12 protein-coding genes are annotated in these 13,808 nt (G+C 68.4%); 5 read left to right on the forward strand and 7 right to left on the reverse strand.

Translation table 11 applies throughout. The features are described 5' to 3' along the window. Positions 1-30: 30 nt before the first annotated feature. Positions 31-432 carry an I78 family peptidase inhibitor gene (locus ABE472_RS02395; protein ID WP_313211184.1) on the reverse strand — a complete coding sequence of 134 codons (402 nt, stop codon included), beginning with the start codon at positions 430-432 and terminating at the stop codon, positions 31-33. A 134-nt stretch (positions 433-566) separates the two neighbouring features. On the opposite strand from ABE472_RS02395, the gene ABE472_RS02400 reads away from it, so the two are divergent. Next, a complete protein-coding gene (locus ABE472_RS02400) occupies positions 567-1,631 on the forward strand; it encodes a DNA topoisomerase IB (protein WP_313219829.1) in 1,065 nt (354 codons plus the stop codon). 9 nt (positions 1,632-1,640) lie between these two features. Here ABE472_RS02400 and ABE472_RS02405 read toward each other — a convergent pair whose 3' ends face one another. Next, entirely contained in the window at positions 1,641-1,982 is a 342-nt protein-coding gene (locus tag ABE472_RS02405) for a hypothetical protein (protein ID WP_313211186.1), read from the reverse strand. A 207-nt stretch (positions 1,983-2,189) separates the two neighbouring features. Here ABE472_RS02405 and ABE472_RS02410 point away from each other — a divergent pair, with 207 nt between their 5' ends. Continuing rightward, complete coding sequence (locus tag ABE472_RS02410; protein WP_346465327.1) at positions 2,190-3,323, forward strand: SDR family oxidoreductase; 1,134 nt, start codon at positions 2,190-2,192, stop codon at positions 3,321-3,323. Here ABE472_RS02410 and ABE472_RS02415 read toward each other — a convergent pair. Further along, on the reverse strand, positions 3,280-4,425 hold the full coding sequence (locus ABE472_RS02415) for a serine hydrolase domain-containing protein (RefSeq protein WP_346465329.1): 1,146 nt from the start codon (positions 4,423-4,425) through the stop codon (positions 3,280-3,282). The genes ABE472_RS02410 and ABE472_RS02415 overlap by 44 nt on opposite strands. 205 nt (positions 4,426-4,630) lie before the next feature. Here ABE472_RS02415 and ABE472_RS02420 point away from each other — a divergent pair, with 205 nt between their 5' ends. Both ABE472_RS02420 and ABE472_RS02425 read left to right on the forward strand, forming a co-directional pair. Continuing rightward, positions 4,631-5,017, forward strand: coding sequence for a BlaI/MecI/CopY family transcriptional regulator (locus ABE472_RS02420; RefSeq protein WP_019184134.1), 387 nt, complete (start codon positions 4,631-4,633; stop codon positions 5,015-5,017). Between the two features lie 3 nt (positions 5,018-5,020). Further along, a complete protein-coding gene (locus ABE472_RS02425; RefSeq protein WP_346465331.1) occupies positions 5,021-6,862 on the forward strand; it encodes a M56 family metallopeptidase in 1,842 nt (613 codons plus the stop codon). A gap of 51 nt (positions 6,863-6,913) precedes the next feature. Here the strand turns inward: ABE472_RS02425 and ABE472_RS02430 are convergent, their stop codons facing one another. Genes ABE472_RS02430 through ABE472_RS02440 form a run of 3 tightly spaced genes read right to left on the reverse strand, consistent with a single transcriptional unit; the run spans position 6,914 to position 10,887 of the window. Then, positions 6,914-7,249, reverse strand: a complete 336-nt coding sequence (locus ABE472_RS02430; protein ID WP_313211190.1) for an I78 family peptidase inhibitor — start codon at positions 7,247-7,249, stop codon at positions 6,914-6,916. A 48-nt stretch (positions 7,250-7,297) separates the two neighbouring features. Further along, positions 7,298-8,410: a ribonuclease H-like domain-containing protein gene (locus ABE472_RS02435; protein ID WP_346465333.1), complete on the reverse strand. Its 1,113-nt coding sequence runs from the start codon at positions 8,408-8,410 to the stop codon at positions 7,298-7,300. Further along, on the reverse strand, positions 8,407-10,887 hold the full coding sequence (locus ABE472_RS02440; protein WP_346465335.1) for a DEAD/DEAH box helicase: 2,481 nt from the start codon (positions 10,885-10,887) through the stop codon (positions 8,407-8,409). The genes ABE472_RS02435 and ABE472_RS02440 overlap by 4 nt, the downstream gene beginning before the upstream one ends. Before the next feature lie 145 nt (positions 10,888-11,032). Here ABE472_RS02440 and ABE472_RS02445 point away from each other — a divergent pair, with 145 nt between their 5' ends. Beyond that, positions 11,033-11,539, forward strand: coding sequence for a hypothetical protein (locus ABE472_RS02445; protein ID WP_313219836.1), 507 nt, complete (start codon positions 11,033-11,035; stop codon positions 11,537-11,539). Positions 11,540-11,543: 4 nt separating this feature from the next. On the opposite strand, the gene ABE472_RS02450 is transcribed toward ABE472_RS02445, so the two are convergent. Further along, a complete protein-coding gene (locus tag ABE472_RS02450) occupies positions 11,544-13,532 on the reverse strand; it encodes an IgaA/UmoB family intracellular growth attenuator (RefSeq protein ID WP_346465337.1) in 1,989 nt (662 codons plus the stop codon). Positions 13,533-13,808: the final 276 nt, after the last annotated feature.

Raw genomic sequence — 13,808 nt, forward strand, 5'->3', positions numbered from 1 at the left:
TGTGTTTCAGGGGTTTTCTCCGTCGCCTGTTCAGCCGCAGCGGACGCCGGCCACCACGTTCTTGGCATCCACTTCCACGTTCAGACGCTCGCCGATGAACTCCATCGTGGTCATGTCGTTCGGCTTGAGCACGCGCACGCTGGTGGCGCCGGCATCCTGCTGGGCCTGGCTGCCGAGCTCGGCGGTATAGGGCTGGCCGACCAGGCTCTGCACCTGGGTGGCATCGCAGCTGCCGACCGGCGGCGCTTCGGTCGCCTTGCCGGCTTCGTCGGTCGGCGCGGCGGCGGCTTCGGCCGCCTTCTGCGCATGGGTGGCGACGGCCTCCTGCTCGTCCATCGGCGGGGCGCTGCACGCACCGAGGACCAGCAGGGCGGGGAACAGGGCAATCAGCCCGAAAGAACGCCGCACGCGGCGGAACGACAGGGACGACATCGGTACTCCAGAAAGCGAGCCAGTAAACACTGGAGGATATCGCCAAGCGCGGCGTGAGGTGTTTGTGTTGCGTTATTGACGCGGCGCCGCACCGGCAGCGGTAACACTGCGTTTCCCTGATCCGCGCCGCGTCCATGAGCCCGAGCCGCACCACTACCCCCGAAGCCGCCGCCGCCCGCCAGGCCGGCCTGCGCTATGTCAGCGATGAACTGCCGGGCATTGCCCGCCGCAAGGCCGGCAAGGGCTTTGCCTACCGTGATGCCGATGGCGCGACGGTCCGCGATGCCGCCACCCTGGCCCGGATCCGCGCGCTGGCGATCCCGCCGGCGTACACCGATGTCTGGATCTGCGCACTGCCCAACGGCCATCTGCAGGCCACTGGGCGGGACGCGCGCGGACGCAAGCAGTACCGCTACCACGCCGATTGGGCGCGGGTGAGGGGCGATGGCAAGTTCGATCGCATCATTGCCTTTGGTACCGCCCTGCCCACGCTGCGCCGGCGCCTGCGCCGCGATCTGAAGCTGCCCGGCTTCCCACGCGACAAGGTGCTGGCGATCGTGGTGGCGCTGCTGGCACAGACGCTGGTGCGCGTTGGCAATGAAGTCTATGCACGTGACAACCGCTCTTACGGGCTGACCACGCTACGCAACCGCCACCTCGCGCTGGTCAAGGGCGGCCGGGCGCAGATGCGCTTCCGGGGCAAGTCCGGGCAGGCGCATGAGGTGGATGTGGATGACCGCGAACTGGTCAAGCTGATCCGTGGCTGCCAGCAGCTGCCCGGGCAGGCGCTGTTCCAGTATCGCGATGACGATGGCGCGGTCCAACCGGTGGACTCGGGCATGGTCAACGACTATCTGCACGATGCGATGGGCGAGGATTTCAGCGCCAAGGACTTCCGCACCTGGGGCGGCACGCTGGAGGCGATCCGTCAGCTTGCCGTGACCGAGCTGCCCGAACCCTCCAGTGAGCGCGCGCTGGCAGCATTGCAGAAACAGGTGGTATGCGAGGTCGCCAACCTGCTGGGCAACACACCGTCGGTGTGCCGCAAGGCCTATATCGATCCTTGCGTATTCGATGGCTGGCGGGCCGGCTCATTGAAGGCCCTTGCCGGCCTGCGTGGCGAGCGCCAGTGGGAACTGGCCACGCTGAAAGTGCTCAAGGCCGCGCGGCGCACCGTCCGGCGTGCCCGCGCGGGATGAGCGTAGCGGTCAGCCGCAGTAGAGTGCGGTGATGTTGTTGGTACGACCGGTTTCGATGGTCAGCCGTTCGCCGCCCTGTTCTGCACCCGGGGTGGGATTGGCCGCGCCACTGGCAGTGGCGCCACTTGCGGCACGCTCGCTGCGCACGACGATGACCTGCAAGCTGTCGCTGTCCACGCGGGCACGCTCGACCGTGGCTTGCGATGCCGCCAGGCCCACGGCGCCGCGGACCTTGTCCACGTGGCACTGGCCGGAAATGACGCCGTCGATCGGCTGGACCTGCGCGACAGGGGTGCTGCTGCAGGCGGACAAAGCAAGGACGGCCACAGCCGCGGACAGGTAACGAAGCATGCGACGCACTCCATGGGAATTGCGCTCAGGGTGCATCGGTGCCCGTATGCGGCGCATGAATCTCTACACGGTGTGGGCACGCTCCATTCACCGTCCCTGGCCGCCGGGTTGACCATAGTGGGGCTGCGCATTCCACGGCGGCCATCGCCGCGACGAACATGCGCCCGCGTGAGACCCACGCATCTGATCCGGCAACAGGAGTCGAACATGGCCACGGCCAAAACCCGTAAGACCACCAAGACCCCCACTTCCCGCAAGCGTCCGCGTCCGGCGGAGGCGGCTGCCGCGGCGGCCGAACCACGCGCCCGTACCCCGGTCGTCAAAACCGCGACCCGCAAGGCCGCCGCCACCGATCCGCGCGCTGCGCGCGTGGCGGCCCGCCAGCGCCGTCTGCAGGACCAGGAAAAGGCCAAGGACGCGCGTGCGGCGAAGAAGGCCGCGAAGGCGCCCACCACGAAGGCCGCCAAAAAGGCCACCCAAGCGGGCACGCGCCGCCAGCCGGAAAAAATGCCGGCCGAGCAGCTGGCCAAACCGGGCAACGAACACGAGATGCAGCTGGCCCCGCGTTTCCTCGCGCCGGACTACCAGGGCAGCGGCAAGCTCAAGGGCAAGCGCGCGATCATCACCGGCGCCGACTCCGGCATCGGCCGCGCGGTGGCGGTGCTGTTCGCCCGCGAAGGGGCGGATGTGGCGGTACTGCACCTGGATGAAAAGAAGGACGCGAAGATCACCCGCGAGCACGTCGAGAAAGAAGGTGGCCGCTGCGTGGTGATCGCGGGCGACGTGCGCGATCCGGCGTTCTGCAACAAGGCCGTCAAGCAGGTCGTCAAGGCCTTCGGCGGTGTCGACATCCTGGTCAACAACGCGGCCTTCCAGCTGCATTGCGATCGTCTGGAAGACCTCGAGGACGAGCACCTGCAGGAAACCCTGCAGACCAACATCGGCGGCTACATCCAGATGGCGCGCGCGGTGCTGCCACACCTGGGCGAAGACGCGAGCATCATCAACACCGGCTCGGAGACCGGCCTGTTCGGCAGCAAATCGCTGGTGGACTACTCGGCCACCAAGGGCGCCATCCATGCCTTCACCAAGGCGCTGGCCAGCCAGCTGCTGCCACGTGGCATCCGGGTCAACGCGGTCGCCCCGGGCCCGGTCTGGACCCCGCTCAATCCGGCCGACAAGAAGGCGCCGGATGTAGCCGAGTTCGGCCAGGACAGCGACATGGGCCGTCCGGCGCAGCCGGAAGAGCTGTCGCCGGCCTACGTCTTCCTCGCCTCGCCGATCACCGCCAGCTACATCAGCGGCGTGATCCTGCCGGTGATGGGCGGGCCGCGCGGCTGATCGCCGGCGCGGGCGCGTCCACGCCGTAGAACGCGGCGATCCGTGGAATGAAGGTCTGCGGGTTGGCCCCGACCAGGTTGGTCAGCACCACGATGGCCAGCCCCTGGTCGGGGTAGACGATGAAGGCCGAGCGTGCCCCGCCCATGCCGGCCACCTGGCGCTGCGGTGCACGTTGCAGCACCGCCCAGCCGGCCCCCCATGCGCCGTCGCTGCCGTCATCGAGCCGTTCCGGGGTCCACATCCGGCGGGTGCTGGCGGCGTTGACCAAGCGGTTGCCGGTCAACGCGACCAGCCACTGCGCGACGTCGTCGCCAGTGGTCAGCATGCCGCCGCCAGCCCACAGCCCGGGGGGCATGTCGTAGAACCAGTGCGAGAGCCGTGGCGCGGCGTCCGGCGCATCGGTGCGGCGCGGGAACCAGCTGTAGATCGTGGTGCTGTTGGCGATCAGGTCGTAGCTGTCGCCGAACGTGGATGACGGCATCCCGGCCAGATCGAACTGGCGCGTGGCTACGTAGCGGTCGTACGGCATCGCGGACTGTGCGGCGATGATTCGTGCCAGCAGCACGTAGTTGGTCTGGTTGTACGTGAAGCGGGTGCCGGGCGCAGCGTCTACCGGGCGTTGCGTCACGGCGGTCCAGGCGGCCGCCTCGGTCCCGCCGCCGAGCAGGCCCTGTGCATCCAGAATGTCCGGCAGTCCTGAGGTATGTGCCAGCAACTGGCGCACCCGCACCCCGCGCCACGCGTCGGGCAGGTCGGCGAGATAGGCCGAGATCGGCGCATCCAGGTTCACCTTGCCTGCTTCGGCCAGCTGCATCATCGCCACCGCGGTGAATGACTTCGTCGCCGAGTTGAGCGGAAAACGCGTGGCGCGCGTGGTCGGCAGCTTGTTCTCGACATTGGCCAGCCCGTGGCTTTCGGACAGCACCACTTTCCCGTCCTGGACCACGGCGATCTGCAGCCCGGGAATACGCAGCGCATCCATGGTCTGGCCGATGAACTGCCGGGTCTGCTGGTTGGCGGTGTCCACGTTGCCGGCTTGGGCGTGCACGGCCAGCGGGAACAACAGGGCGACGATCATGATCACGCGACGGGTGGAACGCATGCGGTGGGTCCTTGGCGAGGCGGGCGCGATGCCACGGCGGACTGCGGCAGCTCGAAGGCTTGGATGCGGGCCGGGGCGAAAAGGTTTAAGGCCCACGGGCTGTCCACTGCGCCGCCTACCGTTCGTCGGCACCCTCCATCCGGCACTTGACGACACCTGTAGTCACTGGCACGGTAGCGACACGTGTAGTCATAGGGAGAGCGTCATGCGCGGCAAGACGATCGGGGACCAGGAACTGGCCCTGCTGCAGTACATCGCGGAACAGGACCGCCCCAGTGTCGGGGAGGTCGCCACCGGCTTCGGGGAGCCGCGCGGGCTGGCACGCTCGACCGTGCTGACCATGATGGAGCGCCTGCGCGCCAAGTCGTACCTGAGCCGCAAGCAGGTGGACGGTGTCTACCGCTATGCCACCACCAGCGGCCAGGACAGCGTGGTGCAGGGGGCCGTGGCCAGCTTCGTGGAGAAGACGCTGCAGGGCTCGGTCTCGCCGTTCGTGGCGTTCATGTCGCACAAGGTGGATGTCAGCGATCAGGAACTGGCCGAGCTGGAAGCGCTGGTCGCACAGTTGCAGTCACGCAAGCGGGAGGGCTGAGTCATGGACATGATGATGAGTGAAGTGCTGATGCGGCTGGGCTGGACCAGCCTACAGAGTGCGGTGCTGGTGGCGCTGGTCTGGGGCGTGTGCCGGCTGCTGCCGCAGCTGCCGTCCGCCACCCGTTGCCGGCTGTGGTGGCTGGTGGCCGCGCAGGCCGTGCTCGGCCTGCTCTGGAGCAGCCCGCTGGAACTGGCGGTGTTGCCGGCCCCGGCGGCGGTGACGGCACCGGCGATGGCGCTGCCCGCGTTCGACGCCGCCGTGCAGGCCGCGCCGGTCACGTACGCCGCCACGGCGCTCGAGTCGGCGACGATGACAGCCTCTTGGCCCTTGCTGCTGCTGGCCGCGTGGGCTGCCGGTGTGCTGCTGATGCTGATGCACAGCCTGCGCGGCTACCGCGCCAGCCGCGCGCTGGTGCGCAGCGCCACCGAGTGCACCGACGCCGGCCTGCAGCAGGCGCTGCAACTGGCCGCCGAAGCGCATGGCCTGCGGCGCTCACCGCAGCTGAAGCTTTCCGCGCAGATCCGGTCGCCGCAGTTGATCGGCCCGTGGCGGCCGGTGCTGCTGCTGCCGGCCCGCGAGCTGCCGACGATGTCGGCGGACGATCTGGACATGGCGCTGACCCACGAACTGATCCATCTGCAGCGCCGTGACCTGTGGTGGGGGTTGCTGCCAGCGTTGTCGCAGCATCTGTTCTTCTTCCATCCGCTGGTCCACGTGGCGGCCCGCGAATATGCGCTGGCTCGCGAAGAAGCCTGCGATGGGGCGGTGGTGGCCGGGCATGATCACTGCCGCCATGACTACGGTCGCCTGCTGGTGCAGCTGGGTGTGGCGCCCCGTCCCGCCGTCGGCGTGGCCAGCGCCTCGCCGAACCTGCGCAGTCTCAAGCGCCGGCTGCGGACGCTGCAGCAGACCCGCAGCGTCCCGCGCGTGGCCTCGCTGGCAATCACCGCGCTGTTCGTGGTGATCGGTATTGCACCGTTGCGTCTGGTGGCTGCACCGCCGCCGCCGGCCGCACCCCAGGCACCGGTCGCGCCGACCGCGCCCACCCCGCCCGCGCCACCGGCCCCGGCACCCGAACCGCCGCCGGCGCCACCGCCGGTATCCGCCCCGCAGCCCCCGCAGGCCCCTGCTGCACCGCGCGCACCGGCGCCGCCCGAGGCCCTGGCTGACGACGTGAGCTTCGTGACCCACGGTAAACTCAACATCACGCGTCAACCCGCGCAGGCCTTCGTGTTGATTGGCGGCGAGAGCAATTTCGTCGATGCCTCCGTCGCTGATCTCAAGCAGGCACGACGCGATGCCGGCAACGATCAACCGGCGCTGTGGGTGCGCCGCGGCCAGGACCGCTATCTGATCCGCGATCCGGCGGTGCTCAAAGCGCTGGGACACACCCAGACGGAAGTGGCCGCGCTGGGAACGGCGCAGGCCGAGCTGGGCAACCGCCAAGCGGCGATTGGTCAACAGATCGCGGCGGCATCGTTGCAGATCACGGCCGATGCAATGGCCTCGGTGGATGTCAGCGCGGTGGTCAACAGCGCGATCCGCGATGCCGGTCTGGATGCCGCTGTCGAAGCTGACCGGGCGGCCCGCCAAGGGGCTCGCCAGTCACGTGCAGCGGCGTCGGCTGCCAGCCAGGCCGCACGCGAAGCACGTACCGCCTCAGCCAGGGCGGTGGACGCCCGCCAGATCGCGCTGGTGGCGCGTGAGCAGGCCGAACTGGGCAAGGAACAGGCGCGCCTGGCACAGCAGCAGAGTGTGGCCTCGGCGCGTGCGGTGCGCGACGTGCGCACCGCGATCGATCAGGCACTGGCCAGCGGCAAAGCGGAGCGCGTGCGCAACTGATCGCCCCGTTCGCCACGGCGGCCTGCGTGCCAGGCCGCCGGCTTCAACCGATTAGCCGCAGTTGGCCCGCACGATCCTGTTCTGTTCGTCCACTTCGATGCTGAGCCGGTCTTCGCGGAAATCCATGGTCATCGCCATGCCCGGCTTGAGCACGCGGGCATTGCGGGCACCGCTGTCCTTCACCGCCTTCTGGATCACCGCCTCGGTGGCAGTCTGCCCGGTCAGGCCGGTGAGCTTTTCCGGGTCGCATTGGGAGGCGCTGCCGGCTACCGCAGGCGGGGCGGTCGAGGTCGGGCTGTCCGGCGGCGTCGCGGCGGTCTTGGCCGGAGGGCTGCAGGCGGCCAGCGGCAGGGCACAGCCCAGGGCGAACAGAAGGTTCAGACGCATGTGGTGGTCCTCCAACGGTAAGTACCCGCAGTGTCCGTGGGCCGGCCTTTACACCGCGTCAATGGCCTGCAGCGCCAACGTCTCCCGGTCGCGCTGTTCTTCGGCCACCAGCCGCCGCATCAGCAGCGCCAGGGTCACCACGTCCTGGTGGTTGTGCTCGGCTACCCGGCGCAGGTTCACCGCACTGCCGCCGCGCAGGTAGTTCAGCCACGCAGCCGGCGCTTCCGAGCCGGGCAGATCGTCCTCGCGCACGATCTGCAGCAGCTGCCGCTCGATCGTGGCCAGCCGGCAGTTTTCCCAGGTGCCGCGATAGCGGCGGCGTGTCGGGAACAACAGATCGACGTGATCCAGCGGCGTGATCGGGCAGCGCTGCCGGGCCAGCCGATAGCGCGTCTTGAGCAGCGGGGCGTCGTAGCAGCGCCCGTTGTAACTGGAAAACACCGTGCTCGGCTGCAGCCAGCCGGCGAACTCGCGCAGCATCGCGGTTTCCGCGGCCATCGTGGTCATCAGCAACTGGCGGATGCGCAGGCCGTCGCCATGTTCGGGATGCGTGTGCCAGTCCGCGGCACCGATCATGAAGGCGCGGGTGCCGGTGCCGCCGGCCAGGCCGGTGGTTTCGGTATCGAAGAACAGCAGGTCCTGCGGCTGCACCTGTTCACCCTCGCGCTTGGCGAAGGCCAGCGACAACGGTTCGGTCGGAATGGCTTGGATAACGAACGATTCGATCAGGAACAGGCCCGGCGCGATCTCCTCACCCGGCACATGGCGGTCCTTGGCGTTCTCGCGCGGGGGGGCCGTGCTGATGCCGCGGCCGCGCAGGCCGAGCAGACGGCGCAGGCCACCAATCTCGGGCTTGCGCAGCGCCGGCGCGGGAGCAGGAACAGCGGGAACCGCCGGTGCGGTCTCGCGTGCGGCCGCACCGGTTGGCTTGTGGCGGATCTCCTGCTCGACCCAGCCGAAGACGGAGGCCGGTGCGGGCGTACGCGCACGCGCATCGTTGGCGGCGGGCGGAAGCGGGGTGCTGCCCGTGTCGCCGGGAGCGCCCGTGTCATCGGCAGCGGATCCGCGCCCAGCGGCGATGGCCGGACCAGAGGCAGGCGCCGCTGTCGCATCACCGGCCTGCCGACGCAGCAGGCGCAGCTTGTCCAGGCTCAGGCTCACGGGGTCACCACCTCGGCGCTAAGGCGCTCCTGCTCTTCAGCAGACGGCAGCGCGGCGCTGTCGAACAGATCCAGCACCTTCAACGCCAGCGCCTTGGGCGTGGTGGCATCGTCCTCCTGGCCGGCCAGCACCGGGCCCACGCAGGCCGGGCAGCCGGCCTTGCAGTCGCAGCCCTGCACCAGCTCGCGCGCGCGCAGCAGCAGCTCGGCCTGGCGCACCCAGAGCGGTTCGCTCAGGCCCACACCGCCAGGGAAGTTGTCGTACAGATACACCGTCGGCACGAACTGCTGCTGCAGCTCGATCGCGCTGGCATCGAACTCGGCGCCGCGCAGCTGCCCGCGTCCGCTCTGGTCGGCCACCGCGAACCACGCGCCATCGCCATTGCCGACCGCCTTCTGCAGATCGCGAGCATCGGCCATCACCGCCACCGTGGCGACGATGTGCAGCGCGTAGGCCGCGCCGAGGAAGCCATCCAGCGCTTCCTGCTTGCTGTCGAACGCGGTCAGCAGCAGCGCCTGCGGCAACTGCCACCACACCGCGGTGGTGTGCAGCTCCTGGTCGGGCAGATTGACCGGGCCGTAGCCGATGTTCTCGTGGGTGTAATAGCGGATCTTCTTGTAGCCGGCCACGCGGCGCACCACGTGCACTTCGCCGTGGTGCGAATCGCCACGCCCGGCGATGCAGCCATCGAAGCGGTCCAGCACCTTGAGCTTGGTGAAGTCGATGCTGTCGGTGTAGTAGTCCACGTGGGTACGGGTGACGTAGGCCTTGCGGCCTTCCCAATCCAGCCGCTCCACCTGGTAGGGGGTGGACTGCACCATGTGGATGGCGCCTTCATACAGCGTCAGCGCGGCGGCGGAGTAATCCACCTCGGCGATGATCTGCTGCTTGCCGTCGCTGCGGTCCACCACCACGAAGTTGCCGTCGGCGACCGAGCGCAGGCTGACCGCGTTGGCCGGGTAGCTGTCGGCGATCCACTCCCAGCGGTCGCCTTCGCGATGCACCACCTCGGTTTCGGCCAAGGCTTCCAGGAACACCAGCGGATCGATCGGGCCGAACGGATCGCCGGCCAGGAACGGCAGCTCGAAGGCGGCGCAGCGGATGTGATCGAACAGGATCAGCGGCTGGTCCGGCGCGGTGCGCGCATGCTCGGGCGAGGCGTCGGCGAAGAAGTCCGGATGCCGCACAACGTATTGGTCCAGCGGCTGCGAGCTGGCCACCATCACGCCCAGTGCGGGCTGCTGGCGCCGGCCGGCGCGGCCGAAACGCTGCCAGGTCGCGGCGACGCTGCCCGGATAGCCATTGAGGATGACCACGTCCAGGCTGCCGATATCCACGCCCAGCTCAAGCGCCGAGGTGCTGACGATGCCGTCGATCTGCCCGGCGCGCATCGCCCGCTCGGTCTCGCGCCGTTCGGTGGGGAGGTAGCCGCCCCGGTAGGCGCGGATACGGGCCGGCTTGCGCGGGTCGTGGTCGAAGATGTCCTTGAGGTACTTGGTGAGCACTTCAACCATCAACCGGCTCTGCGCGAAGATCAGGGTCTTCAGGCCGGACTTGATCGCGATGCGGGCGATGCGGTTGCTCTGCGAGCGCGCCGAGGCCCGCAGGCCGAGATCGGCATTGACCACCGGCGGGTTCCACAGCAGCACATGCTTGGGCCCGGTCGGCGCGCCGGATTCGGTGATCGCGGTGACCGGCGCTTCGATCAGCGCCTCGGCATGCGCCTGCGGGTTGCCGATGGTGGCCGAGCACAGAATGAACTGCGGCTCCACGCCGTAGAACGCGCAGATCCGCTTGAGCCGGCGCAGCACGTTGGTGACGTGGCTGCCGAACACCCCGCGGTAGGTGTGCACCTCATCGATCACCACGTAGCGCAGGTTCTCGAAGAACTGTGCCCACTTGGTGTGATGCGGCAGGATCGCCTGATGCAGCATGTCCGGGTTGGAGACCACGATGTCGCCGTGCAGGCGGATCGCCTGGCGTGCATCGCCCGGCGTGTCGCCATCGAAGGTGAAGGCTTTCACGCCCAGGTCGCCGGCGCGGTTGAGCTCCAGCAGCTCGGCCACCTGGTCCTGGGCCAGCGCCTTGGTCGGGAACAGGTACAGCGCCTTGGCCTTGCCCTGCATGGCGGCGCTGACCACCGGCAGGGTGTAGCACAGCGATTTCCCGCTGGCGGTCGGGGTCACGATGGCCACGTGCTCGCCCCGCTGGCTGGCCTCCCAGGCCTGCGCCTGGTGGCTGTACAGCTGCTCGATGCCGCGTGCTTTCAGCGCGTTGACCAGGGCATCGGGCACATCGGCCGGGATCGGCGCGTACTGGCCCTCGCGGGCGGGAATCGTAAAGCTGCCGGTGATGCGGTCGTTATAGCGGCGCTGCAGGCGCGCAGTCAGCAGCGCACCATCGCGCGAGGGCAGCCCATCGGTGGTGGCGAGGTTGCGCTCGGCGTCCTCGGTGCGCTTGGCGAGTTCGTAAGCCATGGTCACAACGGTCTGCAAAGGACGCTATGGAAACATGACCGCGTCTCAATGTCTGAGACATCGCGATGCAGGCCGGTGAATGGTTCAGTGCCCGCCCGCGCTATCTGGACAGCTGCCAGCAACGAAATCTGAAGGCGGCGTCCGTATGCTTGAGGGAGCCCGCACACACAAGGATGGCGCCGCAGTGGCATTACGTGGACACCAAGGTGCAGTTCTGCTGGCCAGCCTGCTGCTGGCCGCCGCCGCGCAGGCACAGCAGGTGGCGCCACCCGAACCCGTGGAGCCGCCGCCCCCGACAACGCAGGGGGATGTCACCACGCTGGGCGAGGTGCGCGCCCTCAAGCCCGACGACGAACCGCTGGACCTGTACCGCTTCAAGAATCCGGTACAGGTGCAGCCCAACCGCTTCAGCCGCACCTGGAGCGAACCACCCTCGCCGGAGCAGGTCAGCATGAGCGGTGGCTATCTGATGATGGGCATCAACAAGGGGCTGGCCGCCGCTGCGCAGGGCGTGAACAAACTTACCGGCGGACCCGACCAGATCCAGTCCGCGAGCGCCCGCCCACCGCCGGAGCTGACCGACGAAGAGCAGCGTCGCGCGCAGGAGGTGTGTGCGCAGCAGGGTGGGTGCCCGGTGCTGCCGGAGCCCTGATCGGTCAGGGCGACCAGCGGTGCATCGGCGCTGGCCGCTGGAGGATGTCCGCGTCCAGCGCGCTGCGGCGTGCGATGGCCCGTGGCACGTAGCGCACGCACTGTACCGCGTGGAACAGCATCAGCAGCAGCGCTGCCAGCAGCCATGCGCAACGGCCCAGCCCGGCGATGGCTGCATCGGAGGGCTCGGTCGGATCGATCTCCAGCCACTGGGTGCGCCCATCGTGGATACGCGCAGTGACCGTGCCAGAGACGGTGACCGGTCGAGCGATGGTCGCGGTGGCGCGCATGCGCTTCCACTGGTCATGCGCCGTGCCGAGCCAGGCGTCGCCGACAGAGTGGAACTCAGCCGGCGAAGCCGTCACCAGGACCACGCCGCCCTGCTGCTGTGCGAGCAGCGCAGGCGTCTGCGCCGCCCACCGCGACAGCACATGCGCATCGGCCGCCTGCTCGACCGCAGTGTTGATCTTTCTGATCACGTGGCTGGGAAACGTCAGGCCCTCCTGACCCGCCTGATCGCTGGCGAGGTGGGCGGCGCGCATGAGCGAGGCCCAATCCTGGTCGCCATGCGCGGTCTGATCGCTCTGCCAGGACAGCAGACGCAGCAACCTTGACTGAAGGTCGCCGCAGGCATCCAGGCCCTGCACGCACGCGGCATCGACGCGCTCCAGCAGGTCGCCCAGTCCGGTTACCTGGCGAAAGGGTGCCAACAGATCGGTGGTCCCGGCGTACTGCGTACGCAGCTGCGTATCGTAGGACCCCAATCTCAGGATCGGTTCTGCGATCTCCAGTTCAGCCATCGGCACCTGGGGCACTCCCCAGCGGACCCGGTCGCAGTCGGCGGTGGCCACGGTATGGCCGTGCCGTTGCTGAGGCACCAACTCGCACGTTGCGCGCACGCGCAGGTGCACACCATCGCCGATGGCGGGAGGGCGTTGCAGCAGGCTGCCGGGGTCAGCATCGGTACGGAGCTGGTGCGCCGAGAACAATCGCATCGCGCGCTGCACTTCGTAGGTGGGGCCATCGCTGGCACTCAGCGCAAGGCACAGCGACACCAGCGCTACCGCGAGCATCAGGGCATGCCGCGCCAGCGGCACTGGTGGATATCGACGATGCTCATCCAGCATCGACCAGCCCGGACCCAGGGACAGTACGCGCCGGCTGTGCCGGTATATCTCGGCTTCGATTGGGTGACCCGCCTGCAGTCCCTTCGATTCGTTCCAGTCGTGGCAGGGGCGAATCCGCTGGTCGTTGCCGATCAACACGTGACATCCGGTGCCCGCAGGATCGCCGGGGCGCAGAAGCTGCAAGCGGTTCAGGCGACCATGCACCCGGTCGATTGGCTGAAGGGCAGCCGGACCAACCTGCCGACGCAGATAGAAGCCGGCCGACAACAGCATCAAGGCCAGTCCTGCACCCAGCACGCCCCAGGCCCACGGGCCGTTGTCCCAGAGCAGGGCCACGCCGCAGGCATTGGCCAGCAGGGCCAACCCGGCAGCCGCCCACGGCGTACCGGGGCGGCGACGGAGCCGGCGTTCCTCCGGATGCTCCATGCGCTCGCCCACGTGTCGTGCGGGCGTCCGTAGCGCGCGTGACCCTGCTGTGGTGATATCGAATGCATTGAGCCGCACCACGATCGCATAGCCCGGCCCCAGAACGACCTCTGCGGTGTTCTGCTCGGCCAGGTGGTCCGCCGCATCAAAGGGCAGCAGTACGTCCACGCCGCCCACGCTCTCCCGCACGAATGAGATACCCCGGTTGCGCAACACTTCGCGGGTATGGGGGCCGCTCAGTGCGCGCACCTCGGCATCCACGGTGAGGTCAAGGCAGGCATGGAGCGGCGCCAGGGCGGCGCGCTCTTTGACCGACAGCACACGCAGGGGTGCCTGCTCGCATAACCGTTCGAAGAAATGACGGGCGTCACGCCGTCGTTGCCACTGTATGACCGGCGCCAGAAACAGGAGGACGAGCACGCCGAATGCCATGATCTTCATCGCAAGCGGGCTGCCTCAAGGGGGACGGTGTACCAGGCCGATGTCCCCATCGAGTCGATCTTCACCATGGCAGGTGCATTCGTCATGCTCATGTCAGCGTGTGGAAAACCAGGCAGGTTGGCAGTTTGCCGGCGCGCTCACCATGCAAGAAGTTGTAGTTCATGGCACCACGGGAACGCGCTTCTGCCGAGCATCACCTCCGCGCGGTTGCAGTCGCTGAAATGCACCATGACGTCGTACGGGAGAATGACGTGGGTGCCGCCAGCAGTGTGCGGC

Source organism: Stenotrophomonas sp. TWI809, assembly GCF_039673205.1.
Taxonomy (GTDB): domain Bacteria; phylum Pseudomonadota; class Gammaproteobacteria; order Xanthomonadales; family Xanthomonadaceae; genus Stenotrophomonas.

What these genes read in the sequence shown, in the direction of transcription:
- ABE472_RS02395 (WP_313211184.1), bottom strand. Translation starts at nt 432, where the DNA reads ATGTCGTCCCTGTCGTTCCGCCGCGTGCGGCGTTCTTTCGGGCTGATT.
- ABE472_RS02400 (WP_313219829.1), top strand. Translation starts at nt 567, where the DNA reads ATGAGCCCGAGCCGCACCACTACCCCCGAAGCCGCCGCCGCCCGCCAG.
- ABE472_RS02405 (WP_313211186.1), bottom strand. Translation starts at nt 1,982, where the DNA reads ATGCTTCGTTACCTGTCCGCGGCTGTGGCCGTCCTTGCTTTGTCCGCC.
- ABE472_RS02410 (WP_346465327.1), top strand. Translation starts at nt 2,190, where the DNA reads ATGGCCACGGCCAAAACCCGTAAGACCACCAAGACCCCCACTTCCCGC.
- ABE472_RS02415 (WP_346465329.1), bottom strand. Translation starts at nt 4,425, where the DNA reads ATGCGTTCCACCCGTCGCGTGATCATGATCGTCGCCCTGTTGTTCCCG.
- ABE472_RS02420 (WP_019184134.1), top strand. Translation starts at nt 4,631, where the DNA reads ATGCGCGGCAAGACGATCGGGGACCAGGAACTGGCCCTGCTGCAGTAC.
- ABE472_RS02425 (WP_346465331.1), top strand. Translation starts at nt 5,021, where the DNA reads ATGGACATGATGATGAGTGAAGTGCTGATGCGGCTGGGCTGGACCAGC.
- ABE472_RS02430 (WP_313211190.1), bottom strand. Translation starts at nt 7,249, where the DNA reads ATGCGTCTGAACCTTCTGTTCGCCCTGGGCTGTGCCCTGCCGCTGGCC.
- ABE472_RS02440 (WP_346465335.1), bottom strand. Translation starts at nt 10,887, where the DNA reads ATGGCTTACGAACTCGCCAAGCGCACCGAGGACGCCGAGCGCAACCTC.
- ABE472_RS02445 (WP_313219836.1), top strand. Translation starts at nt 11,033, where the DNA reads ATGCTTGAGGGAGCCCGCACACACAAGGATGGCGCCGCAGTGGCATTA.
- ABE472_RS02450 (WP_346465337.1), bottom strand. Translation starts at nt 13,532, where the DNA reads ATGAAGATCATGGCATTCGGCGTGCTCGTCCTCCTGTTTCTGGCGCCG.